The sequence below is a fragment of the Cryobacterium sp. N19 genome, from assembly GCF_002929595.1.
Classification (GTDB): Bacteria; Actinomycetota; Actinomycetes; order Actinomycetales; family Microbacteriaceae; genus Cryobacterium; species Cryobacterium flavum.
The window spans coordinates 256,985-281,297 of sequence record NZ_PJJR01000052.1; the positions used below are offsets into that span (position 1 = coordinate 256,985).

The 24,313-nt window shown below is 64.5% G+C and carries 28 protein-coding genes, 1 tRNA gene and 1 pseudogene; 20 read left to right on the plus strand and 10 right to left on the minus strand.

Annotated features, from left to right (window positions below):
* Window positions 1-20: 20 nt before the first annotated feature.
* Complete coding sequence (gene purB, locus CXY78_RS14775; protein ID WP_104090001.1) at window positions 21-1,403, minus strand: adenylosuccinate lyase; 1,383 nt, start codon at window positions 1,401-1,403, stop codon at window positions 21-23.
* Complete coding sequence (locus CXY78_RS14780) at window positions 1,400-1,927, minus strand: low molecular weight protein-tyrosine-phosphatase (RefSeq protein ID WP_104090191.1); 528 nt, start codon at window positions 1,925-1,927, stop codon at window positions 1,400-1,402. Before CXY78_RS14780 ends, purB begins: the two co-directional genes overlap by 4 nt.
* A gap of 180 nt (window positions 1,928-2,107) precedes the next feature.
* On the opposite strand from CXY78_RS14780, the gene CXY78_RS14785 reads away from it, so the two are divergent.
* On the plus strand, window positions 2,108-2,344 hold the full coding sequence (locus CXY78_RS14785; RefSeq protein WP_104090002.1) for a hypothetical protein: 237 nt from the start codon (window positions 2,108-2,110) through the stop codon (window positions 2,342-2,344).
* A complete protein-coding gene (locus tag CXY78_RS14790) occupies window positions 2,341-3,798 on the plus strand; it encodes a hypothetical protein (RefSeq protein ID WP_104090004.1) in 1,458 nt (485 codons plus the stop codon). The genes CXY78_RS14785 and CXY78_RS14790 overlap by 4 nt, the downstream gene beginning before the upstream one ends.
* Window positions 3,799-3,816: 18 nt before the next feature.
* On the opposite strand, the gene CXY78_RS14795 is transcribed toward CXY78_RS14790, so the two are convergent.
* Window positions 3,817-4,209 (minus strand): phage holin family protein, encoded by a 393-nt coding sequence (locus CXY78_RS14795; protein WP_092338319.1) that lies wholly within the window; start codon window positions 4,207-4,209, stop codon window positions 3,817-3,819.
* 103 nt (window positions 4,210-4,312) lie between these two features.
* Between CXY78_RS14795 and CXY78_RS14800 the strand changes: the two genes are divergently transcribed.
* The 14 genes from CXY78_RS14800 to CXY78_RS14865 all read left to right on the plus strand — a co-directional run bounded on the left by CXY78_RS14800 (window position 4,313) and on the right by CXY78_RS14865 (window position 16,812).
* On the plus strand, window positions 4,313-5,419 hold the full coding sequence (locus tag CXY78_RS14800) for a histidinol-phosphate transaminase (protein ID WP_104090006.1): 1,107 nt from the start codon (window positions 4,313-4,315) through the stop codon (window positions 5,417-5,419).
* 91 nt (window positions 5,420-5,510) lie between these two features.
* Entirely contained in the window at window positions 5,511-6,602 is a 1,092-nt protein-coding gene (locus tag CXY78_RS14805; protein ID WP_092338316.1) for a thiamine pyrophosphate-dependent enzyme, read from the plus strand.
* Complete coding sequence (locus CXY78_RS14810) at window positions 6,602-7,606, plus strand: alpha-ketoacid dehydrogenase subunit beta (RefSeq protein ID WP_092338314.1); 1,005 nt, start codon at window positions 6,602-6,604, stop codon at window positions 7,604-7,606. The genes CXY78_RS14805 and CXY78_RS14810 overlap by 1 nt, the downstream gene beginning before the upstream one ends.
* A 22-nt stretch (window positions 7,607-7,628) precedes the next feature.
* Window positions 7,629-8,984 carry a dihydrolipoamide acetyltransferase family protein gene (locus CXY78_RS14815; protein ID WP_092338312.1) on the plus strand — a complete coding sequence of 452 codons (1,356 nt, stop codon included), beginning with the start codon at window positions 7,629-7,631 and terminating at the stop codon, window positions 8,982-8,984.
* Window positions 8,985-9,041: 57 nt separating this feature from the next.
* A complete protein-coding gene (locus tag CXY78_RS14820; RefSeq protein WP_104090007.1) occupies window positions 9,042-10,085 on the plus strand; it encodes a metal ABC transporter substrate-binding protein in 1,044 nt (347 codons plus the stop codon).
* 7 nt (window positions 10,086-10,092) lie between these two features.
* Window positions 10,093-10,890, plus strand: coding sequence for a metal ABC transporter ATP-binding protein (locus CXY78_RS14825; RefSeq protein ID WP_233197269.1), 798 nt, complete (start codon window positions 10,093-10,095; stop codon window positions 10,888-10,890).
* Window positions 10,891-11,775, plus strand: a complete 885-nt coding sequence (locus CXY78_RS14830) for a metal ABC transporter permease (RefSeq protein ID WP_233206202.1) — start codon at window positions 10,891-10,893, stop codon at window positions 11,773-11,775. It abuts the gene before it with no gap.
* On the plus strand, window positions 11,775-12,626 hold the full coding sequence (locus CXY78_RS14835) for a metal ABC transporter permease (protein ID WP_092338306.1): 852 nt from the start codon (window positions 11,775-11,777) through the stop codon (window positions 12,624-12,626). Before CXY78_RS14830 ends, CXY78_RS14835 begins: the two co-directional genes overlap by 1 nt.
* Window positions 12,623-13,024, plus strand: a complete 402-nt coding sequence (locus tag CXY78_RS14840) for a Fur family transcriptional regulator (RefSeq protein WP_104090008.1) — start codon at window positions 12,623-12,625, stop codon at window positions 13,022-13,024. The genes CXY78_RS14835 and CXY78_RS14840 overlap by 4 nt, the downstream gene beginning before the upstream one ends.
* 243 nt (window positions 13,025-13,267) lie before the next feature.
* The gene (gene rpmB, locus CXY78_RS14845; RefSeq protein WP_035835252.1) at window positions 13,268-13,504 is read left to right on the plus strand and encodes a 50S ribosomal protein L28; all 237 of its coding nucleotides are present in this window, start codon (window positions 13,268-13,270) and stop codon (window positions 13,502-13,504) included.
* Window positions 13,504-13,671, plus strand: coding sequence for a 50S ribosomal protein L33 (gene rpmG, locus CXY78_RS14850; RefSeq protein WP_035880539.1), 168 nt, complete (start codon window positions 13,504-13,506; stop codon window positions 13,669-13,671). The genes rpmB and rpmG overlap by 1 nt, the downstream gene beginning before the upstream one ends.
* Before the next feature lie 2 nt (window positions 13,672-13,673).
* Window positions 13,674-13,979, plus strand: coding sequence for a 30S ribosomal protein S14 (gene rpsN, locus CXY78_RS14855; protein WP_092110538.1), 306 nt, complete (start codon window positions 13,674-13,676; stop codon window positions 13,977-13,979).
* A 300-nt stretch (window positions 13,980-14,279) separates the two neighbouring features.
* Window positions 14,280-14,567: an HU family DNA-binding protein gene (locus tag CXY78_RS14860; RefSeq protein WP_035835256.1), complete on the plus strand. Its 288-nt coding sequence runs from the start codon at window positions 14,280-14,282 to the stop codon at window positions 14,565-14,567.
* A gap of 253 nt (window positions 14,568-14,820) precedes the next feature.
* On the plus strand, window positions 14,821-16,812 hold the full coding sequence (locus CXY78_RS14865) for a cytochrome c oxidase assembly protein (protein WP_104090009.1): 1,992 nt from the start codon (window positions 14,821-14,823) through the stop codon (window positions 16,810-16,812).
* A 6-nt stretch (window positions 16,813-16,818) separates the two neighbouring features.
* Here CXY78_RS14865 and CXY78_RS14870 read toward each other — a convergent pair whose 3' ends face one another.
* Window positions 16,819-17,901: a hypothetical protein gene (locus CXY78_RS14870; RefSeq protein WP_104090011.1), complete on the minus strand. Its 1,083-nt coding sequence runs from the start codon at window positions 17,899-17,901 to the stop codon at window positions 16,819-16,821.
* A 133-nt stretch (window positions 17,902-18,034) separates the two neighbouring features.
* On the opposite strand from CXY78_RS14870, the gene CXY78_RS14875 reads away from it, so the two are divergent.
* Window positions 18,035-19,390 (plus strand): ATP-dependent RecD-like DNA helicase, encoded by a 1,356-nt coding sequence (locus CXY78_RS14875; RefSeq protein ID WP_092338298.1) that lies wholly within the window; start codon window positions 18,035-18,037, stop codon window positions 19,388-19,390.
* 43 nt (window positions 19,391-19,433) lie between these two features.
* Here the strand turns inward: CXY78_RS14875 and CXY78_RS14880 are convergent, their stop codons facing one another.
* The 4 genes from CXY78_RS14880 to CXY78_RS14895 all read right to left on the minus strand — a co-directional run bounded on the left by CXY78_RS14880 (window position 19,434) and on the right by CXY78_RS14895 (window position 21,415).
* Window positions 19,434-20,021 (minus strand): hypothetical protein, encoded by a 588-nt coding sequence (locus CXY78_RS14880; protein ID WP_104090013.1) that lies wholly within the window; start codon window positions 20,019-20,021, stop codon window positions 19,434-19,436.
* A gap of 48 nt (window positions 20,022-20,069) precedes the next feature.
* Window positions 20,070-20,480 (minus strand): DUF4383 domain-containing protein, encoded by a 411-nt coding sequence (locus tag CXY78_RS14885; RefSeq protein ID WP_092338294.1) that lies wholly within the window; start codon window positions 20,478-20,480, stop codon window positions 20,070-20,072.
* 204 nt (window positions 20,481-20,684) lie between these two features.
* A complete protein-coding gene (locus CXY78_RS14890; RefSeq protein WP_092338292.1) occupies window positions 20,685-20,948 on the minus strand; it encodes a GlsB/YeaQ/YmgE family stress response membrane protein in 264 nt (87 codons plus the stop codon).
* 179 nt (window positions 20,949-21,127) lie between these two features.
* Window positions 21,128-21,415, minus strand: a complete 288-nt coding sequence (locus tag CXY78_RS14895) for a hypothetical protein (RefSeq protein WP_092338290.1) — start codon at window positions 21,413-21,415, stop codon at window positions 21,128-21,130.
* Window positions 21,416-21,645: 230 nt separating this feature from the next.
* Here CXY78_RS14895 and CXY78_RS14900 point away from each other — a divergent pair, with 230 nt between their 5' ends.
* Window positions 21,646-22,122: a MarR family winged helix-turn-helix transcriptional regulator gene (locus CXY78_RS14900; protein ID WP_092338288.1), complete on the plus strand. Its 477-nt coding sequence runs from the start codon at window positions 21,646-21,648 to the stop codon at window positions 22,120-22,122.
* 20 nt (window positions 22,123-22,142) lie between these two features.
* Here CXY78_RS14900 and CXY78_RS14905 read toward each other — a convergent pair whose 3' ends face one another.
* Window positions 22,143-23,006, minus strand: a complete 864-nt coding sequence (locus CXY78_RS14905; RefSeq protein WP_104090016.1) for an NAD-dependent epimerase/dehydratase family protein — start codon at window positions 23,004-23,006, stop codon at window positions 22,143-22,145.
* Between the two features lie 250 nt (window positions 23,007-23,256).
* Between CXY78_RS14905 and CXY78_RS14915 the strand changes: the two are divergent.
* A pseudogene (locus tag CXY78_RS14915) lies at window positions 23,257-23,433 on the plus strand (deaminase); the annotation flags it as partial.
* 125 nt (window positions 23,434-23,558) lie between these two features.
* Here CXY78_RS14915 and CXY78_RS14920 read toward each other — a convergent pair.
* Window positions 23,559-23,629 (minus strand) — tRNA-Gly (locus tag CXY78_RS14920).
* 71 nt (window positions 23,630-23,700) lie between these two features.
* On the opposite strand from CXY78_RS14920, the gene dcd reads away from it, so the two are divergent.
* The gene (gene dcd / locus CXY78_RS14925) at window positions 23,701-24,282 is read left to right on the plus strand and encodes a dCTP deaminase (RefSeq protein WP_104090018.1); all 582 of its coding nucleotides are present in this window, start codon (window positions 23,701-23,703) and stop codon (window positions 24,280-24,282) included.
* Window positions 24,283-24,313 lie beyond the last annotated feature (31 nt).

The window sequence follows — 24,313 nt, forward strand, 5'->3', positions numbered from 1 at the left end:
TTTCCTGTAACTGGTGACGACTACGGCAGGTAGTCAACCAAGGCGGCGGCGAGGCCGACGTAACTACCAGGGGTCAGGGCCCGAAGGCGGGTCTTGGCCGCTTCGCCAATATCGAGGGCCGAAACGAATGCCGCCAGGTCCGCGCTCGTGATGCGTTTGCCGCGGGTCAGCTCCTTGAGAAGGGCATATGGGTCTTCGATGGACGAGCGGCCGGCCGAGACTTCAGCGCGAATCACGGTCTGAATCGCCTCGCCCAGAATCTCCCAGTTGGAGTCGAGGTCGCTCGCCAGCAGCGTACGGTCTATGTCGATCTCGCCGAGGCCCCGCAGGATATTGTCGAGCGCGAGCAACGAATGCCCGAAGCCGACTCCGATGTTGCGCTGGGTGGTGGAGTCGGTGAGGTCGCGTTGCAGGCGGCTGGTCACGAGGGTAGCCGCGAGTGAGTCCAGGATGGCGCAGGACAGTTCGAGGTTGGCTTCCGCGTTCTCGAAGCGAATCGGGTTGATCTTGTGCGGCATCGTCGAGGAGCCGGTGGCACCGACCTGGGGAATCTGGCGGAAGTAGCCGATTGAAATGTAGGACCAGATGTCGGTGGCCAGGTTGTGCAGAATGCGGTTTGCGTGGGATGCGCGGGAGTACAGCTCGGCCTGCCAGTCGTGCGACTCGATCTGCGTCGTGAGCGGGTTCCAGCCGAGGCCGAGACCCTCGACGAACTCGCGCGAGACGGCCGGCCAGTCAACGGACGGATCGGCGACCACGTGGGCGGCGAAGGTTCCGGTGGCGCCACTGAATTTGCCCAGGTATTCGCCGGCCTCGATCTGCCGCACGATGCGTTCGAGGCGGTAGGCGAACACGGCGAGTTCCTTACCCATGGTGGTCGGCGTCGCGGGCTGCCCGTGGGTACGGGCCAGCATCGCATCCGCTCGAAATTCCAGCGCGTTGCTGCGAAGTGCTTCGATCACGAGGCGCAGCTTGGGCAGCCAGACGGTCTGCACGGCATCCCGCACGGTGAGGGCATAGGAGAGGTTGTTGATGTCCTCGCTGGTCGCCGCGAAGTGGGTGAGCTCGCTGATGTGATCGAGGCCCAGTGTGCCGAGGCGTCGGCGAACGAGGTATTCGACGGCCTTCACGTCGTGGCGGGTGGTGGCCTCGAGCTCGGCCAGTTCGTCGATCTCGGGCTGACCAAAGTCGGTCACGAGCGTGCGCAGGGCGAGTTTCTGCTCGTCATTCAGGGGCGCGGAACCGAACAGGCTGCGGTCGGTGAGGGTGATCAGCCACTCCACCTCGACGCGCACGCGGGCCCGGTTGAGACCGGCCTCGGACAGGAACTCGCCCAGATCGGAAACGGCGGCTCGGTAGCGGCCATCAAGCGGGCTCAGAACCTGTACGGGTAGGTGACTCATCGGACTCCCTGTCGAATTGCGGGTGCAAGTTGTTTCACAAGTGCGTGACTTGCCCTCTCAATCATGCCTAATACGGCGTCAAACAACGCATCGTCGGAATAGTAGGGGTCAGGCACGTCAAACAGGGCGGCCTGCTGGGCGTCAAAGCTCAGCAGCAGGCGCACCTTGGCGCGATCGCGATCCTCCAGGGCCCAGTTGCGCAGAATGCGCTCCTGGCTGCGGTCGAGCACGACGACGAGGTCGTGCTCGGCGAACCACAGCGGGTCAAACTGGCGGGCCCGATGGTGGCTGCCGTCGTAGCCGCGCTTGGCCAGGGCCGTGATCGTGCGACCGTCGGCTTGCTCACCCACATGCCAGTCTCCGGTGCCGGCCGAGCTGCTCGCGATGAGACGTCCGAGTCCGAGTTTCGTGACGAGGTCGCGCAGCACAACCTCGGCCATGGGCGACCGACAGATATTTCCGGTGCAGACGAAAATGATTCGAAACGGCGTCGACTCGTCGGGGGTGAGTGACGCGAAGGGCATGTCTTCCATTCTGGAGCAGTTTCGCCTTCTCCACACGCCCAGTATTCGGTCTCTGTGCACAGATTGCGCGACGGGCAGCCGGATGCGTCGCGGATTCTGCGACGATCGTCGCGACCTGGAGGTGTCATGGACGCAGTGGGGCGGATGCCGGGTGGGCCACATAGTCCTGAGCACCTGGTGATGATGCATTCCCAGCGCGATCTCCTGCTCGGCCTGCATGCCGAAATCGAGGGAAAACGTCGCCAGTTGCTCGCCCTGGACCCCAGCGAATTCTGGAGTTCCAAATCTCAGCGGGCTTACTCGGGCTGCGTCGCAGACATCGTGCAACACCTCGATGTTGTGCTGCACTACCTGCACGAGGCGCTGGCCAGCGTGCGAAACCAGATCTACCTCGAGGAGGAGCTCTGTCCGGCGTGAGGGACGGCCTCGCTGACGGCGACCTGACCGTCTCGGTCGGAGGTACGACCATCGTTGCCACCGATGAAGTGTTGGCCCAGGCACAGTTCCTGAACGTTCTGCGAGATGATTTGGCCGACTGGGTGGGTCGCGCGTATCGGATCCGCAATCTGGACCCGTACTGGCCGACGAACTGGCTGGGCCAGGACTCCTGGCCTGATCTGCTCCAGGTGGCCGGCCGGCTGAATTCGCTTCACGAGTACTGCGGTGTTATCGCGGACAATCTCGTTGCAGCGGCTAGAAGTTACGGATACGTGGAGCGTGTCGCCCGGGAGGCTGCATTGATGGGTGCCGCAGATCTCGCGTATGGCCTGGGCCGGTTACTTCGAGGTGGCGTTTTTGCCCTTGCAGGCACGCCGTTCGGTGTCTCCATGGCCGGTGTTGCCAGCGTCGGGCACATAGGGCTTCATGGAAGTCTGCGTTCGCCCTCCCGGTCGCCGGCCGCCCGCAACGGTGCGGACGAGCTCGACCCCCGCCTTCTCACGAACCCGAACGTGGTAGCCCTGGTACGAGCTGCGGCCTCGTCGCTCGACGACGTAGCTTGGGGCCTGGCCGGTACACCGCGATCCGTTGGTCGGGCTTTCGGTGACGAAGGGCTGGGTGTCATCGGCATCTCACGCACAGCGCTCGGCGTTTTGGCCGTGGCGCGCAACGGAGGCGTGTTCCGGGAAAGTCCGGTGAGCGTGGCTGCCGTGGGAACTCCAACCCAACCGACGCCACCCACTGGTGTCGGTGACCTTGCTGCGCGAATCCCGAAGGCCGTCGCAGGGAAGCCGCAGGTGCGCATCGAGAATTATGGCGACGCCGAGCATCCGTCGTGGGCGGTCTACATCAGTGGAACCGTTGAATGGGATGCCATCGCCAAAACGGACCCCTTAGACCTCACCTCCAACATCACCGCGATGGCCGGGCAGACCGCGGGTTCATTCGAGACCGTGATAAGCGCCATGAAAGCGGCCGGAATCGCACCGTCCGACCCTGTTGTGCTTGCCGGCCATTCCCAGGGCGGCCTGATCGCCACCCAGGTGGCTGCGTACAGTTGGTTCAACGTGCAGGCGGTGGCCACCTTTGGGGCACCCGAATCCAAGGTGCCCGTGCCGGACGGCGTAGCCACCCTGACGGTCGAGCACAGCGACGACATCGTACCTGCGATGGGCGGAGACAGCCTGACCGACTCCGATGACCGGGTGACCGTGCGCCGTGAGGCATTCGCCTCCGAACCGCTGCCAGCCGGGGCCGCCCTGCCGGCTCACAACCTCGACACGTACCGCGAGACAGCGCTGCTCATTGATGCATCTCCGGAGGCGAACCTGCAGGGCTTTCGGGACACCGTGACCGACGTTCTGGGGAGCGAAGCGGGCGAGGCGGTCTTGTGGCGCGGCAGCCGCGTGCCGGAAGGGCCTGCGCCGCAGTAGGTTTCTTCCTGCCGCAGCTCAGTCGCGTGCGGTGACCGGGCGCAGAATCAGCCCGAGCAGCCAGGAGATGATGCCGAGTACGAGGGCACCCAGTACGCCCCACCAGAAGCTGTCAACGACGAGGCCGAAGCCCAGGAAACCGGAAAGCCAACCCACGAGCAGCAGGAGCAGGCCGTTGACGATCAACGCGAACAGTCCGAGCGTCAGAATGTAGAGCGGAAACGCAATGACGCGCAGCACCCCGCCGACAACGGTGTTCACGAAGCCGAAGATGAGCGCAATCAGAAGATAGGTGAGCACGCTGGCACCGGCATCCGGCGCGTAGGGCGTGACGTGCACCCCCGTCACGAGCAGGGCGGTGAACCACAGGGCTACCGCGTTGACGATCAGTTGGATCAGGAATCTGGCCATGCCCCTACTATCTCACTGGCTCGGGCCATGCAGGTCGTGGCGGCCGAAAGTCAAGCGAACATTCATTCTCAACAGCGAATATATCCGGGCGTAGACTCACCGAGTGAGCCTCTCAGACCGCCCCTCAGTCCGACTGCGCCCGGAGATCATCGCCCTCCCGGCCTACAAGCAGGGCAAACCGGCCGCCGCCAGTGCCTTCAAACTCTCCAGCAATGAGAACCCGTTCGACCCCCTGCCCGGTGTAATCGCGGCAGTCACGGCCGAAACGGCCTACAACCGCTACCCGGACGCCTCGGCGCTGGTTCTGCGCGAACGCCTCGCCGCCAAGTACAGCCTCGACCTTGACCAGGTGCATGTCGGCTCCGGCTCGGTGGCCCTGCTGGCCCAGCTCATTCTCGCTGCCGCCGGCCCCGGCGATGAAGTGCTCTACTCCTGGCGGTCGTTTGAGGCCTACCCCTCCCTCGTGGCCGTCGCCGGTGCTACCAGCGTGCGCGTGCCCAATCGCAGCGATCACGGCCATGATCTGCCCGAGATGGCCGCCGCGATCAGCGACAACACCCGGGTCATCATTGTCTGTTCGCCGAACAATCCCACCGGCACGATCGTCACGAAGGACGAATTCGAGGCCTTCATGGCCGTCGTGCCGACCGACCTCCTGGTCATTCTCGATGAGGCATATATCGAGTTCGTCACCCAAGCGGATGCCGTGAAGGGCCCGCCACTGCTCGCCCGCTACCCCAATCTGGTCGTTCTTCGCACCTTCTCCAAGGCCTACGGCCTTGCCGGGCTGCGGGTTGGCTATGCGCTCGGCCCGGTGGATATTCTGAACGCCGCCCGATCGACCGCGATTCCACTCTCGGTCACCGCGCAGGCCGCAGCCGGCGCGATCGCGTCCCTGAAAGCGGAGAAGGAGTTGCTCGAGCGGGTTCGCGTCATCGCCGCGCGTCGCGATGCGACCTGGCAGGAGCTGACCCGACAGGGTTGGAACATCCCTGCGCCCCAGGGGAACTTTCTGTGGCTGCCGACCGGTGCTGAAACGACCACTGTGGCCGAGGCGCTGGGTGAGGCCGGCCTCGTCGTTCGTCCGTTCGCGCCCGAAGGTATTCGAGTTTCTATCGGTGAGGAGCAGGCTGTGGCGACACTCCTACTAATGAGCGCGGATCTTGTCGACGCTCTTCCCGCCGATCACCCAGCTCGGAAGATAGGTTAGTACGGTGTCAGCCACCCGAAACGACGCGACTGCGCCACGCCTTGCAGCATCCGCTCCCTTTGGCCTCGATGGGGCCGAGACCTGCGTGCGGATGATCTCTCCGAACGGCGCGTTCGAACCCAACGCCGCCGCCGAGGAGTTTCTTCCCTATCTCAACCGACTCACCGAGGCCGACCACCGCAGGTTTTACCACGACATGGTCGTGGTGCGTAAGTTCGATACCGAGGCGGCCAACCTGCAGCGCCAAGGCCAGCTGGCCCTCTGGGTGCCAAGCCACGGCCAGGAAGCCGCCCAGGTCGGGTCGGCCTACGCGACCAGGCCGCAGGACCACGTGTTCCCCTCCTACCGGGAGCACGTCGTCGGCATGATCCGCGGCCTCGACGTTGTGGACATCCTGCGCATGCTGCGCGGAGTCACCCTCGGCGGCTGGGTACCCGAAGAGCACGGAAACTTTCACCTCTATACCCTCGTGCTCGCCTCGCAGACCCTGCACTCCACCGGCTATGCCATGGGCATGCAGCTCGACGGGTCGACCGCGACCGGCAACCCAGAGACCGACCAGGCCGTCATCGTCTACTACGGCGACGGTGCATCCTCGCAGGGCGACGCCAACGAGGCGCTCGTCTTCGCGGCGAGCTACCAGACCCCGCAGGTGTTCTTTCTGCAGAACAACCACTGGGCCATCTCGGTGCCGGTCGCACGGCAATCCCGCACTCCGCTCTATCTGCGCGCCGGCGGCTTCGGCATGCCGGGCACCCAGATCGACGGTAACGATGTGCTCGCGAGCTTCGCCGTCACGGCAAAGTCGATGGATGACGCTCGCTCCGGCCAGGGCCCGTCCCTGATCGAGGCGCTCACCTACCGGGTCGGTGCGCACACCACCGCCGACGACCCCACCAAGTACCGCGACCCGGAGGAACTCGCCTACTGGGTGGCCCGCGACCCGATCGTGCGCTTTCGCAGCTACCTGCAGGGCCGGGGCATCGAGCAGGAATTCCTCGACGCCGTCGATGAAGAAGCGGCCGACTTCGCGGCCGATGCCCGTCGTCGCGCTCTGGAAATCACCGGCCCAGAGCAATCGGTGATCTTCGACAACGTCTACGCCGAACCGCATCCGCTCGTGGCTGAGCAAAAGGCCTGGCTGGAACGCTACGAAGCGTCTTTTGACGAGGGTAAGAACTGATGAACGCTGCGACCGACACGAGCGTGGCATCCGCTTCGCTGCCCATGACGAAGGCTCTGAATGCCGGACTGCGTCAAGCGATGCAGGATGACCCCAAGGTGCTGCTGATGGGCGAGGACATCGGCCCGCTCGGCGGCGTTTTTCGGGTGACAGAGGGGCTCATCGCCGAATTCGGCGACAAGCGGGTTCTTGATACCCCGCTCGCCGAATCCGGCATCATTGGCACCGCCATCGGCCTGGCCATGCGCGGCTTTCGCCCGGTTTGCGAGATCCAGTTCGACGGATTCGTTTTTCCCGGTTTCGACCAGATCACCAGCCAGCTGGCCCGCATGCGCAATCGCCATGAGGGCGGCCTGATCATGCCGGTGGTCATCCGCATTCCGTACGGCGGACACATCGGCTCGATCGAGCACCACCAGGAGAGCCCGGAGGCCTATTTCGCGCACACCCCCGGTCTGCGCGTGGTCAGCCCGTCCAACCCGCATGACGCCTACTGGATGATGCAGGAAGCTATCGCGAGTGACGACCCGGTAATCTTCTTCGAGCCGAAGAGCCGCTACTGGCCCAAGGGCGAGGTGCGCTTCGGTGAGAGCGGAACGCCGCTGCACGCCAGCCGCGTCGCGTCCGCCGGCACCGACGTCACCGTCGTCGGTCACGGCGCCATGGTGAGCGTGCTGCTGCAGGCCGCCGAACTCGCCGCCACCGAGGGCATCAGCCTCGAGGTCATCGACCTGCGCTCGATCTCCCCGATCGATTACGGACCAATCCTCGGTTCGGTGGCGAAGACCGGTCGCCTCGTCGTCACCCAGGAAGCGCCCGGCTTCGTGAGCGTCGGCAGCGAGATCGCCGCCACGGTCGCCGAGCGCGCGTTCTACACGCTCGAAGCGCCCGTGCTGCGGGTCTCCGGCTTCGACACACCGTTTCCACCGGCTGCCGTCGAGACGCACTTTCTGCCCAGCCCCGACCGGGTGCTCGAAGCCGTCGACCGCGCTCTCGCCTACTAATGAACGTCAGGAAAGGCCTATTATGAGCGTTTCTAAATTCACCCTCCCCGACGTCGGGGAAGGCCTGACCGAGGCCGAGATCGTGGAATGGAAGGTCGCCCCCGGCGACACCGTGACGATCAACCAGGTGCTGGTCGAAATTGAGACGGCCAAATCGCTGGTCGAGCTGCCGTCACCGTTCGTCGGCGTGGTCGGGGAAATCCTGGTCGCAGCCGGAACCACCGTCGACGTGGGCACCCTCATCATCACGATCAACTCCGACGTCTCGGTTTCTCAAACGGATGCCGTTGCCCCCGTCGCCGAGACCACCGACGTCACCGACTTGGCCACCGACACCGGCAGCAGCATCAGCGATGAGGCGCCCGAACCCGTGCTCGTGGGCCGCGGCGCCGCCGCGACCATGCCGACCCGGCGTCGGCGCCACACCTCGAGCGTCGCCCACGAAACCCTGGCGCCCCAAGCGCCGGTGCGTGCGCGGGCCGAGCCGCTGGAACCGACGCGACGCGCGGCATCCGCTGGGCCGGTCATGGCCAAGCCGCCCATTCGTAAACTCGCCAAGGACCTCGGCGTCGACCTGTCTCTGGTCGAGGCGACCGGTCCGGTCGGCGACGTGACGCGGGAAGACGTGCTGCGCGGGGCGACCCAGGCCAGTGTGTTCCGCAACATTCAGACACCGGAATGGCCGACGGATCGCGACGAACACATCCCGGTGAAGGGCGTGCGCAAGGCCATTGCCCAGGCGATGGTGAAGAGCGCGTTCACCGCGCCGCACGTGAGCTTGTTCGTTGACGTGGATGCCACGCGCACCATGGAATTCGTCAAACGTCTCAAGGCCTCGACCGACTTCGCGGGCATTCGGGTGTCGCCGCTGCTGATCATGGCGAAGGCCATGATCTGGGCGGTGCGCCGCAACCCCACGGTGAACTCCACGTTCACCGATGAGGAGATCATCGTGCGGCACTACGTGAACCTCGGTATCGCCGCGGCCACACCGCGCGGGCTGATCGTGCCGAACATCAAGGAGGCGCAGGACATGAGCCTGCTCGAACTCGCTGCGGCGCTCGAGAAGCTCACCATAACCGCTCGTGACGGCAAGACCAGCCCGGCCGAGATGAGCAATGGCACGATCACGATCACCAATATCGGCGTGTTCGGCATGGACACCGGTACGCCCATTCTCAACTTTCCCGAGGCCGGAATCGTGGCCCTCGGCACGATCAAGCAGAAGCCGTGGGTGGTTGACGGTGAGGTGCGTGCCCGGTTCGTGACCACGATCGGCGCGAGCTTCGACCACCGCGTCGTCGATGGTGATGTCGCGAGCCGTTTTCTCGCCGACGTCGCGAGCATCATCGAGGAGCCGGCCCTGCTGCTCGAGTAATCGCAACGACCCGCTAATGGTTTTGACAATCATTATCAGCAAGGCTATTCTCGGGGGATGCACAAGAGATCCTTTATCGTTCCCGCACTCCTCGCGTTAACCGCCCTCGCCCTCTCGGGGTGCTCGGCTGGCACGACCGCGAGCGCCGACGGCGCGGACGCCGACCTCCAAATCGTCGCGACGACCACCCAGGTCGCCGACTTCACTCGTAATGTCATCGGTAACGCCAGCGGCGTGGATCTCACCCAGCTCATTCAGCCCAACCAGAGCGCCCACAGCTACGACCCGTCCGCGGCCGACCTGACCGCGCTCGGTGCCGCGGACGTGCTCGTCATCAACGGCGTCGGACTCGAAGAGTGGCTCGACGACGCCATCGCCGCCTCGGGCTTTGACGGCGTCACGATCGACGCCGATACCGGCATCACCATCTCAGAGGTCGGCGCCGGCGAGGATCACACCGCCGACGAAGCGGATGCCCACACCGATGAAGCCGATGCGCCCGCCACAGACGACGCGCACGCCCACGACGGCGGCGACCCGCACATCTGGACTGACGTGCACAACGCCGAGACCATCGTGCAGACGATCACCGACGGCCTCGTGACCGCCGACCAGGGCAATGCAAGCGCCTTCGAAGCCAATGCCACCGCGTACACGGCACAGCTCACCGACCTTGATGAGTGGATCCGCACCAACGTCGACACCGTACCGGAGAGCGAGCGCCTGCTCGTGAGCAATCATGACGCCCTCGGGTACTTCACCGCGGCGTACCACATCGACTATGTCGGCTCCGTGATTCCGAGCTTCGATGACAACGCCGAGCCGAGCGCCGCCGAGATCGACGCCCTGGTCGCGGCCATCAAGGCCACCGGCGTCACGGCCGTCTTCTCCGAGGCGTCGCTCAGCCCCAAGACCGCCGAGACGATCGCGACCGAAGCCGGTGTCACCGTCTACTCCGGCGACGAAGCTCTCTATGTCGACTCGCTCGGCCCGACCGGAAGCGCCGGAGACACCTACATCAAGGCGCAACTGCACAATGCAACGCTCATGCTCGAATCCTGGGGCGTCACACCCTCGCCGCTGCCCGCCGACCTGCAATAGTTAACACGTGATCGAGAACACTTCTCAAGTAACCCCCCCAGCGAACGCTGCCGCCGCTCTTCGAGTGGTGGCAGCGTCGTTCGCGTACGGTCCCGAGGCCGCGTTGACCGGAATCGACTTCACCGTGTCGCCCGGCCAGGCCGTTGCCCTGATCGGCCCCAACGGCTCGGGCAAGTCCACCGTGCTCAAAGGCATTCTCGGGCTCATCACCCGCACGGCTGGCACTGTCGAGGTGCTCGGACAGTGGCCGGCACCGGCCGGCTACATCGGCTACGTACCGCAGACCGACCAACTCGACCCGCATTTTCCGGTCTCACTCGAGCAGGTCGTCATGATGGGCCGCTACCGGTCCCTCGGCTGGTGGCGCGTGCCCGCTCGGGCCGACCGCCGGGCCGTGACCGAGGCGCTCGAGACCGTCGGCCTGGGCAACCGCGCCAAGACACGCTTCGGTGAGCTGTCGGGCGGGCAGCAGCAGCGCGGTCTGCTGGCGCGCGCCGTGGCATCCGCCCCGCGTCTGTTGTTGCTGGATGAGCCGTTCAACGGCCTCGATCAGGTCAACCGGGACGCCCTCATCGAAACGGTGAAACGCCTCAAGCAACAGGGTGTCGCGGTGCTCGTGTCCACCCACGACCTCGACCTCGCTCGGGCCGTGTGTGAGAGCGTTCTGCTGCTCAACGGCGCCCAGGTGGCCTTCGGTCCGCGCGATGAGGTGCTGACCCTGGCCAACGTGCAAAGGGCGTTCGGCTCGGTCGGTGTGGAAATGGACGAGCACACCATCGTGGTTCCCGGCCACGGAGGTCACTGAGTGGATGCCCTCATCACAGCCTTCGACCTGCCGTTCATGGCCAGGGCGCTGCTCGTGCTCGTCGTGCTCAGCCTCGTGGCCGGGCTCGTGGGTGTGCTCGTTAACCTGCGCGGGCTCGAGTTCATCAGTGACGGACTCACGCACGCGGTCTTTCCCGGCGTGGCCATCGGATTCGTCTGGGGCGGGCGCGACGGCCTGTTCGTGGGAGCACTGATCGCGGCCCTTCTTGCCGCTGTCGTGCTCACGGTGATCGTTAGACGGGCCGTCACCTCAGACGCCGCGATCGCGATCGTCTTCACGGCCATGTTCAGCGTGGGAATCATCGTTGTTTCACGGGAAACAAACTACGTCGGCCAGCTCGACGCACTGCTCTTCGGGCGTTTGCTCACCGTCAGCCCGGCCGAGGTCAACCAGACCGTCGTGGTCTGCCTGATCGCGCTGATCATCGTGGGGTTCACGCTCAAGGAGCAGGTGTTTCGCGCCTTCGACCTGGAGGGCACCGCGGCGGCCGGCTACCGGCCGCTCGTACTCGACATTCTGCTCAACGTTGCCATCGCCCTGGTCGTGGTCGCGGCCAGCAGCGCCGTGGGAAACCTGCTCGTGCTCGCCGTGCTGATCGTGCCGGGCGCCGTGGCGCGGCTGGTGACCAATCGCCTGTGGCTGCTCTTTCCGGTCGCCGCCGGCTTCGCGATCCTGGCCGCCTGGGTGGGGCTCGCGCTCGGCTACGAAGCGTCGGTGAACGGCGGAGTCGACCTGCCGAGCGGAGCCACCGTCGTACTCGTTCTTGTCGCCGGCTACGTGCTGGCCCTGGTACTACGGCTCGTCTTCGACCGAATCGGCGGCCCGCGTCGAACGCGGGTTGTTGCGGGATCGGCGGCGCACTGATGGGTTACTTCGAACAGGCTCTCCTGGCCGCGTTGCTGATCGGGGCACTCAGTGGCCTGGTCGGCACGCTCGTCGTGCTGCGCCAGCGCACGTTCTTCGCCCAGGCCCTCACCCACGCGACGTTTCCCGGAGCGGTCGGCGCGGCCATCCTGGGCGTGAGTATCCCGCTGGGGGCCGCGGTGGCGAGCGTGTTCATCGTGGGCATCATGACCATGATCGGGCGGGTGAAACGTCAGGGCAATCAGGTCGCCTCCGGCATTCTGCTCACCGCCGGCTTCGCTCTCGGGGTTCTGCTCCAGGGGCTCAACCCCTCGCTGCCGGTCAAGGTCGACTCCTACCTGGTCGGCTCCATCCTCACAGTGACCGACCAGGACGTGACCCTCGTGGCCGTCGTGCTGGGTCTCGCCGTGCTCTGCATCGTGCTGTTCGGCCGGCAAATCATGTTCTCGACCTTCGATGTTGGCGGTTTTCGCGCGGCCGGATATCACGAATGGCCCATGGAACTGCTCACGCTCGTGCTCATCACGGCCACGGTCGTCACGGCGATGCCGGCCGTCGGCGCCATCCTGGCCATCGCCCTGATCGCAGCCCCCGCTGCGGCAGCCCGCCTCGTGTCACGCACGACCACCCAGATGTTCGTCATCGCGCCCGTAATCGGCGCGGTGGCCGGTGTCGTTGGCGTGCTGCTGTCCCGCTCCCTCGACGTGGCGGCCGGCCCGGCGATCGCCCTGACGGCTGCCGCCCTCTTTCTGCTCGCCCTGGTTCTTCGACGGCTGGTCGCTGCAGCAGGCGCGCCCGGCCAAACGGATGCACGCCGACCCACGCGAACATCGTTACGGTTGAAAGCATGAAGCGAAACACCTGGCAGCGTGAGGCCGTACGGGGCGCCCTCGATGCAAACGACGGCTTCGTCAGTGCCCAGGCCCTGCACTCCGCTCTGCACGCCACCGGATCTCCGATCGGTCTGGCCACGGTCTACCGCGCTCTCGCCGACCTCGCCGTCAAGGGTGACGCCGACTCCCTGCAGTCGCCGGAGGGCGAGAGCCTGTACCGCGCCTGTAGCACCAATCTGCACCACCACCACCTGATCTGCCGCAACTGCGGCCTCACGGTCGAGATCGAAGCGGATGCCGTCGAGCGGTGGGCCAAAGACGTCGCCGCGAAGAATGGGTTCACCCAGGCCGCCCACGTCGTGGACGTCTTCGGGCTGTGCGCCGCCTGCACGGCCAAGGCCGCGGCATCCGAATGAACCGTTTCGCGAAAGCGGCTGCAGTGTTGCTTCGACCTCGCTGAAGCAACACTTCACCCGCCTCGCGGCCAGTTCAGTTTGCGAGAGGTGCGGGAATCTAGTAGCGTTGACAGCTGCTACGCCTGTGTGCGTACATTGCGGGCGATTCTCCCCCGGTTCTGAGTTTGCTCGGAGCTGATGTGGTTCTGCCCGTCGACAAGGGATCTTGGGAAGAGCAGTCGCTCTTCGGTAATGGAGGTAACCATGGCATCTGTATGCCAGGTGACCGGAGCTGTTCCCGGCTTCGGACACAACATTTCGCACTCGCACCGACGCACCAAGCGTCGTTTCGACCCGAACGTTCAGAAAAAGACGTACTACGTGCCGTCGCTTCGTCGCAAGGTCACACTGACCTTGTCCGCAAAGGGCATCAAGGTTATTGATGCTCGTGGTATCGAGAGCGTCGTCAAGGACGTTCTCGCTCGTGGGGTGAAGATCTAATGGCTAAGGCTCATGACGTACGTCCGATCATCAAGCTTCGTTCCACGGCTGGAACCGGTTACACCTATGTGACCAAGAAGAACCGCCGTAACGACCCCGACCGTCTGGTACTCAAGAAGTACGACCCGGTCATCCGTAAGCACGTTGACTTCCGTGAGGAGCGCTAAACATGGCGAAGAAGAGCATGATTGCCAAGAACAACCAGCGCAAGGTCATCGTTGAGCGGTACGCCGTCAAGCGCCTTGAGCTCAAGAAGGCCCTGGTCGACCCGGCCGGCACCGACGAGTCGCGTGAAGCCGCTCGCAAGGGCCTGCAGAAGCTGCCGCGCAACGCGAGCCCGGTGCGCCTGCGCAACCGTGACGCCGTTGACGGTCGTCCCCGTGGCCACCTCTCCAAGTTCGGCATCTCGCGCGTTCGTTTTCGCGACATGGCGCACCGCGGCGAGCTGCCCGGCATCACCAAGTCCAGCTGGTAACTTCTGCTGGCAGCCGCTGAAGCTTGTCTTCGACGGCCTCTGAATCATCCAAACGGGATGTCGACTTATTGTCGGCATCCCGTTTTGTGTTCGCGGATGTTTCGCGGAGAGCGAAAATCGAGTGCTCGAGAGGGTGAAACTGCCCTGAAATGGTCGGAAATCGCCGTAAATCCGGGGATTTTGGCGGATCAATGCTAGATTTCAACTCGGTCGAACCGACCAACGGGGCTTCTCTCTCGAGGAGCATCCGTATTACGAATATCGCTGTTTATACAGACGAAGGTCCGAGGAGGACACTCAATGGCTGACAAGTCGCTGAACAAGACCGAGCTCGTTGCCAAGGTTGCCGCTGACTCCGGACAGAGCCAGGCCGCCGTTGACGGCGTTCTGAACGCATTCTTTGCAACCCTGGCCGAGACCGTTGCCGCTGATGGCAAGGTCACCATCCCGGGATGGTTGGGCGTCGAGCGCACCGCAACCGCTGCTCGCACCGGCCGCAACCCGCAGACCGGCGAAGAGATCGCCATCGCTGCCGGCCACCGCGTCAAGCTGACCGCCGGAAGCAAGCTCAAGGCTGCCGCCAAGTAGCTTTTGCTGTAGAGAAGGGGCGTCGACTACGGTCGGCGCCCCTTTTTCAGGCCCGTGGCATCCGTTTCGCGTGTTCGGGTGGCTGCCGGGGCCCCCCGGGCACTCTTCTGACGCCGAGCTGTGAGTTACCGACGCCGAGCCGTGAGTTTCGACCCAAGATGAGCGGCAAACTCACCGCTCGGCGTCCTTCGTTGCTGCCCATGAACGCACCAGGCGCGACGGATGCCCAGGGTCGGGCGAATAAGCTGGGCAGGTGCCCCGTCTCGTCCGCGTTCTCGGACCGGCAGCCCTGCTGCTGGTCGCTGTGTTGTCCACCCTTGTTGCCCTGGCCTATGGCGGCGGAGCTTCGGCCCAGCTACTGGCCGACCCGGGACCGGTGGTGCGCTGGGGGCTCCCCATCGCCAAGCTCGTGGTCAACCTCGCGGCGGCCGGCACGATCGGTGCCCTCGTGCTCACTCTCTTCGCGCTCAGCCCCAAGGAACGCGAGTTCGGCACCGCCCTGGACTTCGCCGCGGCGTCGGCGGCCGTGTTCGCCGTCGCATCCGCTGTCACGGGCTTTCTGACCTTTCTGCAGGTCACCAACGTGCCCTTCGGAATCAGCGATCAGTTCAGCGCCACGGTCGGCCAATTCTTCAGCCAGATCGAACTGGGGCAGGCCTGGCTCGCCACCACACTGATCGCCGCCGGCGTCACGGTGCTGTGCTTCGCCGTGCGCAACCAGACCGCGTTGGTCTTCGTGACCGTGCTGGCTCTCACCTCGCTGCTACCCATGGCCCAGCAGGGGCACTCCGCGGGCGCTGCCGGGCACAACGCCGCTATCACCGCCCTCGGCCTGCACCTCGTCTTCGCGGCGATCTGGTTGGGCGGCCTGCTCACCATCATCGTGCTGCGCACCCAACTGGACGGCGAACGCATCCGCTCGGTGATTGGGCGGTATTCTTCGCTCGCGCTGATCTCCTTCATCGTCGTGGCTGCGTCGGGCTACGTCAGCGCCGAGCTGCGCATCGGCAGCTGGGACAACCTGTCGAGCCCCTACGGTATTCTCGTGCTGGTCAAGGTCACCGCCCTCATCGCCCTCGGTGGCTTCGGCATTCTGCACCGCCAATTCTTCATCAAGCGGATGCAGCGCTCGGGACCGGCGCGCAGCCCGTGGTTCTGGTGGCTGGTCGTGACCGAGCTCGGTTTCATGGGCCTCGCCTCCGGTGTCGCCGCAGCCCTCGCCCGCACGGCCACTCCGGTCGCCCAGGTGGTCGCAACGGAGATTCCCCAGTCGACGCCGGCGCAGATTCTGACCGGTGAACTGCTGCCGCCCGAGCTGACTTTTTCGCGCTACTTCACCGAGTGGAACTTCGACCTCGCCTGGATTCTGTTCTGTGCCTTCGGCATCTTCTTCTACCTCGCCGGAGTCTGGCGACTGCATCGTCGCGGTGACGCCTGGCCGATCTACCGCAGCGTGCTCTGGATTCTCGGCATGCTCACCCTGTTCTACATCACCAACGGTGGCGTGAACGTCTATGAGAAGTACCTGTTCTCCACCCACATGCTCATGCACATGATGCTGACCATGCTCGTACCCCTGATGCTCGTGCCGGGCGCCCCGGTGACGCTCGCCGCGCGGGCCATCGTCAAACGGCAGGATGGAAGTCGTGGCGCCCGCGAGTGGATCCTCACCGCGGTGCACTCCCGCTTCGCCGGCATCGTCGCCAATCCGATCGTCGCCGCCATACTGTTCGGGGTCTCGCTCTGGGTGTTCTACTACACCTCGATCTTCAGCTGGGCGACCACGGACCACATCGGCCACCAGTGGATGATCGTGCACTTTCTCATCACCGGCTACCTGTTCGTGCAGTCCCTGATCGGCATCGACCCGGTGCCGTACCGGCTGCCCTACGCCTTCCGTCTGCTGCTGCTGCTCGTGACCATGGCCTTCCACGCCTTCTTCGGCCTCGCCCTGATGAGCGGCACCGGGCTGCTCCTGGCCGACTGGTACGGCGCCATGGGTCGCACCTGGGGGCTTTCGGCCATCGCCGACCAGCAGATGGGCGGCGGCGTCGCCTGGGGAATCGGCGAACTGCCCACCTTCGTGCTCGCCGTCGTCGTGGCCGTCATGTGGAGCCGCGATGACACCAAGGTCACCAAGCGGCTGGACCGCAAGGCCGACCGCAACGAGGACGCCGAGCTGATCGCCTACAACGCGAACCTGGCCCGTATCGCCCAGCGCGACGCTCAGACCCCGAGCAACTAGCCGGGCCTAGTGCAGCTGGATGGCGAGGGCGCCGCTCGGCTGCACGACCACGCTGAGCCCCATCGTGAACGGTACGTCTTCGTCGCGGGTGCTGACGTCGCCGTCGAACAGTGACTGCACGTCGACCACGATATGGGCCTGCCCGGGGGTGGCACCCATTTCAAACGACAGCTCGCCGGGCGTGAGCGCGACGGTGGGGTACGCGGTGATCGACCAGGCCGGAGTGCTCTCAATGCGGTCGTCGATGGTGATGCCCCACGGGCAGCTGGTCGGTTGCAGCACCGTCTGGGTGGCGCAGTCGTCGAGGAACTTGTTCAACTCCGACTGCACCTGGCCCACCATAGCCTCGTTCGGCAAGGCGTTGACCTCGACGGCGGTGGGACCGGCCACCGTCGCGCGCACGGTGGCCTTCTCGGCGGTCAGCATGGCCGACTCGTGTTCGAAGGTGTAGCGGTTCGGAGCGAAGGCGAGATACGCGGCGGACGTGGAGAACGTGGCGGGGGCATCCGCTGCGCTGTGGGCGCGCGTATCGAGGGTGAGGCCGTTGACCGTGAACGACCGTTCGTGCAGTACAGAGACCTGCAGTACGGCGAGGGGGCTGGTGCTGAAAGCCCAGGCGTTGAAAACGCCGCCGAAGGTACCCGCCCGCTCGACGGTGAACACCATGCTCGACGCGGTGCCGTTCAGGTCAAAGTCGAACACCACGGTCTGGGCGGTTCTGTCGTCGGTGGCGAGTGTGTCGGTCGCGCTGGCGAGTTCGATATTGTCGAGACCGCCCAAAACGGATGCCCGCAGCAGCGTCTCCGGCAGATCCTTCGCGACCTCGTCGGTCAGCCCCCAGGCCGCCAGATCGGCCGTGCTGGGCATGACGCCGCCGAGGGCGAGGGCTCCGACGGTGTCGCCGCGGGCGAGGGCGTCGAGGTACTGCTCTACAAAGCCGCCGGCGCTGTACACCGTGCGATTGAGGGCACTGATGGTGCCGGCGAGACCAGCCGCGAGCAGCCCGGCGACCACGACGATGGCGAGTACGGCCCGGAGCATACTGCCGCGGCGCCCGCTCGCCCGATGCTGTTCGGCCGGAATGGTCACTTGAATATTGTATGGGGAGGTGGGACGGCCAGTCGGCCACGCGCCATCTCGCGCCAGTGCGGGCTGGGCGGTTACAGTGGGATGTCCCCTGCACTGGTCTTGTGCAGCATTTGACTGTCAGAGAGAGTGTGCCGTGTCAGAGATTCCGCTCAGCCGTGAACAGGCGCTGGTTTTCGCGGCAATTGAGGGCACCAAGCAGAACGTGTTCGTCACCGGCCGGGCCGGAACGGGTAAGTCCACGCTGCTGAACCACCTGTCGTGGAACACCAGCAAACAGATCGTGATCGCCGCGCCCACCGGCGTCGCCGCGCTGAACGTGGGCGGCCAGACCATTCACTCGCTCTTTCGCCTGCCGATCGGCGTGATCGCTGACAGTCCGATCGACCAGAACGACCAGGTGCGCAAGCTCCTGAACACCATCGACACCCTCGTGATCGACGAGGTTTCGATGGTCAACGCCGACCTCATGGACGCGATCGACCGCAGCCTGCGCCAGGCCAGGCAGCGGCCATTCGACGTGTTCGGCGGGGTGCAGATCGTGCTGTTCGGCGACCCGTACCAGCTCGCCCCGGTGCCGGGCGGCCCCGACGAGCGCGCCTATTTCGCCGACCACTATCGGTCGATGTGGTTCTTCGATGCGAAGGTCTGGCGTGACGCGGAGTTGCGTATCTTTGAGCTCACCGAGATTCATCGCCAGCGCGACAATGACTTCAAGCTGATGCTCAACGCTGTACGGCACGGCCAGGTCACTCCCGAGATCGGTGGTGCCCTGAATGGTGCGGGAGCACGAACGCCGCCGAGCGAGGGCCTGATCACCCTGGCGACCCGCAACGACGCTGTGAACCGCATCAACGCATCCGCTTTGAAGAAGCTGTCGGGCAAATCACTCACCGCGAAGGCTGACATCACCGGGGATTTCGGCGGCAAGCAGTTTCCGGCCGACGAGGTGCTCGAGCTCAAGGTGGGAGCGCAGGTGATGTTTCTGCGCAACGATTCACCGCTCGATGGAGGCCCGCGCTGGGTGAACGGCAGCATTGGCACGGTGACCAAGGTTACCTCGACGGTGTTCGTCGATATCGACGGTGACGTGCACGAGGTCGAGCCGACCGTATGGGAGAAGTACAAGTACACCTACAACGCCGCGACCAAAAAGCTGAGTCGGGATGTCGTGGCTGAATTCACGCAGTTTCCGCTGCGGCTGGCCTGGGCGGTCACGATTCACAAATCGCAGGGTGCGACGTACGAGCGAGCCATTGTGGATCTCGGTGCCCGGGTGTTCAGCCCTGGCCAGACCTATGTGGCATTGAGCCGGCTGACCAGTCTGGACGGGCTGTACCTGACCCGCCCGTTGCGGCCGAGCGACATCATCGTCGACGAGAACGTGAAGCGATTCATGAACATTGAGGTGGTACCGCCGGTGGCCGACCTGGCCGGACTGGGTGTGTCGGGATCGGCATCGACCGACCCGGAAACCGGGCTGCCCGCCTGACACTGCTGCCCGGCGGGGCCCGTTTCACTTGTCTGCGAGGAACCTAGTGTGACCCGTGGCCGCCCGAGTCCGGCACGATCAACTCGGTAACCCCGTGGGAACCATGGGGCACCGCGTGCGAGCCGACCTCGGTTGCGGCGAGGGCCGGGGTGGTGAGCGCCGAGAGCAGAAATCCTCCGACGACTAGTCCGGTGAGAAAACGCCAGCCGCCTGGTGTTGGTGAGCCGGGTGTTAACGTGCCGGGCGAGGCGGCACCGACGGCCGTAGGGATTCCGTTCGGTGCGCGCCGCAGGGCGATGGCCACCGTTGCGGCCAGGAAAATGTTGAATAGTGACGCCACGACCATCGGGTACAGCGGCAGACCGGTCTGGGCGCTTGTGACGCCGAGTCCGCTGCCGAGCGCGGCCGTCACGCCCCAGATGAAGACCGGGATGAGGGCCGCACCGACGACGATGCGCGGCGTGATGACACGGCCGGTGGCGAGGGTGGCGATTCCCCAGCCGAGTTCAGCGATGCCGAACCCGACCAGAAGAACCGACAGGGGAAACGGAGCCGTTACGCCCACGGCCAGATGGATCAGAGCGGCGCCGAGAGCGGCGAAGCCGAGCCAGGTGCGAATGACCGCGGACATGATGCTCCTTGGATGATCTGCTGCGAAGGGATGGAGTGTTGCCGGTTGTCAGGCCGTGGCGTGGGTGCGAACCGTCTTATCGGCGGTGAGGCCGACACCCAGAAGCACGATCGCGCTGGCGAGGTGCAGGAAGTGGTCGGCGGTGTTAAGCGCCAGGATGTTCAACGAGGTGCTCGCGATGAAGAACCCGACAATACCAAGGAGCAGGTAGACGGCACCGATAGTGGTGTTGGTGGCCTTGGCTGCCATGGCGTTGGAGAGGCCGGCAATGAGTAGGGCGGCACCGATCAAAAGGTGCGCAACGTTGTGCAACGGGTTGACCTCGAAGATGCCGAGGAGTAGTCCGCCCTGGGTGGCGATGAAGCCGACACTGCCAGTGACGGCAAAGCCAAGAAGTCCGACGAGAACGTAGACCGCGCCGAAGATGGTGGCGATCAGACGATTGGGTGATGTGCGCATTTCAGGTGCCTCCTATGTGATTCACGGGTCAACCCGTGGTTGCTATGTGTTCGGAGCTCCATCCGCTTCGGATTGGTACTAATTGTGGCCCCGATATCCCCAAATGGGTGTGGACACGTGTAACAGGGTCGGCACAAAACAGTGCGGCACCCAAAAACTGGGCGCCGCACTGGGTGGAGCGCCGCCTTTCGGCGGCGGACTGGGTCAGGCTTTGCGCCGGCTCGTGATCGCCCCGTAGATGAGAAGAACAATGAGCGATCCTACGATGGCGAGAATCCACGTGGTCAGGGAGAAGAAATCGCCTAGGTTCACGTTGAACAGGAGTCCGCCGAGCCAGCCGCCCAGGAATGCGCCGACCACGCCGAGTAACAGGGTGATGAACCAGCCTCCGCCCTGGCGACCGGGCAGGATTGCCTTCGCGATGGCGCCGGCGATGAGGCCGAGCAGGAGGAATCCAAGGAAACTCATGAGACTACCTTTCAGTCAGTCGTGCTGTCAGTGGGTGTGCGGGCGCAATGCAGGTGCGCTGTTCGCGTGAACGTACTCAGGTGCCTGCTTCTCGTCAATGGCGCAAAATCGCCGATTTGACGTTAATCCCGAACAGTGGCTGCAGGTCAGCGAATTCTGCGTGTGCCGTCGTGAAACGCTCAGTCGAGCCAATAGTCTTCATCGATATAAGTCGGTCCGACGATCGATGACCCTAAGTCGGCGTCGGGCAGGTCTTCTTCGGCAATGGTCTCAAGTTTCACCACCGAACAAGCAGTGATCAGCAGGGACACCTGCGCTTGCACGGAGCTGACGATGTCCACGAAGCCACCGCCGCTATGCACGGCGGAGGCCAGGGTTGCCTTCAAATCTGCGATGTTGTACTCGTTCGACAGGTAAAACCAGTCATCATTGATCGTCAACCGGTAGCTCTGCATCGCCTGATCCATTTCATTGTGGTGAGCTCATGGGCGCATAGGTCTGCGAGCCCCAGGTGGGGGCCACTGACTCACCGGATTGTCAAATATACGGCAAGTAACTCAAACTTTTAACTATTCACGTTGTGAGAAGCTTTAGGAATTGATCGCTCCGATACACTGGCGGAACGGAAAGCCCTGATACGGGCAACGACACGGACCTGCAGTGCGGGGAATTAGTAACGACCAGAGGTCAGGAACGCATGGATGAAGCAATCAACTTGGCACGCACCCAGGAGTGCCTATCGGTACCGGCTCTCGCTTTCCTTCGCGCTATGGACCACAACCGCAGTCAGGTCGCGGCCGAGATCGGCGTGTCCAGCAGTGAATTGCGCGCCCTGTCCCGGGTAGCCGAGGCTGGAAGAATTACCCCCAAGATGCTCGCTGAGTCCCTGGAGATGACAACGGGCGCCGTAACTGCGATCTCCAGTCATCTCGTGGCCCTAGATATGCTCACCCGCGTGCCGCACCCCCACGACCGACGCAGCCTTCTGCTGGAACTGACCCCGGCGGCGCAAGCAACTGCGGCGAAATTTCAAAACGAATTTCAAGTGCTGTTCGCTCACGCCGCCCGCAACGTGACGCCGGAAGACCAGACTCGGCTCGGGTTGCTGTTGACTTCGATGGCAGTCATCATCGCATCGGGCTCCGAGGACGGCCCGGCCGGACCAACAACGTAGGTATTTCGGCAGGAGCGGGCCTAGCGGTGCCGCGTGCCTCGCCCGGAGAGAAGCGCTCGGTAGCCCTCTCGGTACGATGGATAGCTGAATGTAAACCCGGTTTGACGTAAGAGCTGGTTGCTGAGTAGCTTGTCGCCGCCGCGCTGGCTTTCGCGGTTCGAGGTCGGCTCGTTTGACTCATCGACGGTTGGCGCGGGCAGGCCGAGCTCGGCCGCGAGAAAGGTCAGCACCTCGTTGGCCGGCACCGGCGCGTTGTCGACGCCGAGGTAGAGCGGAGCCGGGTGCTCAGTGCGAAGAAGCAGATGAACGATCGCGGCGGCCGCATCGTCCCGGTGTATGCGGTTGGTGTGGCGCGACTGGGCGGAAAGCCCGGCACCGTTTTGTACCTGCTTGATCAGCCGTTCCCGGCCGGGGCCGTAGATACCGGCCAGGCGCAGTACCGTGGCGGCGGGCAGGCGCTGGTGGAGCATCCGCTCGGCGTCAAGCACGATTGAATCGGTGCCGGGTTTCGGGTTGGCGGGGGTCTGCTCGTCGACCCGGCTGCCGTCGTTGACGTCAAAGACGGCGGTCGATGACACCAGCAGCACGCGTCGCGGCGTGACCTGCGCGTCATCGATCGCATCCAGCAGGTTACGCAGGCCGTCGAGGTAGGCGGCACGGTAAGCCGTTACGGTGGGGCTGCCAGCGGAGATGGCGATGACGACGAACTCGGTGTCTGCTTGAATAACGGGTTTTGTGATGCTGAGGTCAACAGATTGCCCGTCAATTTCGGCGGGCAGTACGCTTGCGTTGCGCCGCAGTCCCACCACCCGGTGCCCCAGTTGGGCGAACCGCAGGCCCACCTCGGTGCCGAGGTCGCCGCATCCAGCAATGAGTACCGTCATCTGTCTCCCTATCCTGTCTCCACGGTATCGGGCGCACCATGACAGTTCGCCCGGAGCGCCACGCCGCTTGGTCGCTAACATGAAGCCATGCCTATTGTTCCTGACACGTCTGACTGAAACTGGGTGCTCGAACGCCCCTGCCCCGCTTGTGGTTTTCGGGCGAGCACGGTGACCCGGCTCGCTCTGGCTCCTTGACAGCGCGATCGTGGACGGCCAGCATGTCGGCACGTTCCGTTGCAAGGAGACCGTCATGGCCGGCCGCATCCACATCGACCTGTTCACCACGCTCGACGGAGTCGCGCAGGCTCCCGGTGGCCCCGACGAAGACACCGCCGGTGGCTTCGCTTTCGGCGGCTGGCAGGCGCCCCTGATCGACGCGACCGACGGCGCCCAGATCGGCGCGGGGATTGAGGCCATGGACGCTTTGCCGGTGCCGGTGCCGGTGCCGGTGCCGGAGACGGGAGAAATGGGCTGACTAGACAACTGTGTGGGGTCGGAGACCGGCAACACCGCGCGAAGTTGTCCAGTGAGAACGCGACCGGGCTTGCAGGGAGCGGATGACGGGAATCGAACCCGCGCTATCAGCTTGGGAAGCTGAAGTTCTACCATTGAACTACATCCGCGCGCCCGACCGTGGATGAACAACAATCGGAACCGTGCCAGCATATCAACCCCGCGCCGCTAGGCTGGCACCGTGCTGCTCTCCGATCGCGATATCAAGGCCGAACTCAATGCTGGACGAATCGGTTTGGAGCCGCTCGACCCGGCGATGATCCAACCCTCGAGCATCGATGTGCGCCTCGACCGCCTGTTTCGGCTGTTCGACAACCACAAGTACGCCTACATCGATCCGGCCGAAGACCAGCCAGAGCTGACCCACCTCATCGAGACCAAGCCCGACGAGCCGTTCATTCTGCACCCGGGCGAGTTCGTGCTCGGCGCCACCTACGAGCAGGTCACTTTGCCCGACAACGTTGCTGCTCGGCTCGAGGGTAAGAGCTCACTCGGCCGCCTCGGCCTCCTGACGCACTCCACGGCCGGGTTCATCGACCCCGGCTTCTCCGGCCACGTCACGCTCGAGCTCAGCAATGTCGCGACCCTGCCGATCAAGCTCTGGCCCGGAATGAAGATCGGCCAGCTGTGCTTCTTTCAGCTCAGCTCCCCAGCCGAGAAGCCGTACGGCTCGAGCGAATACGGCTCCCGCTACCAGGGCCAGCGTGGCCCGACGGCGTCGAGATCGTTCCAAAACTTTCACCGCACCGCCATCTCCCGCTGACGCGCCCATTTGGGGGTAAGCGGATGCCCGC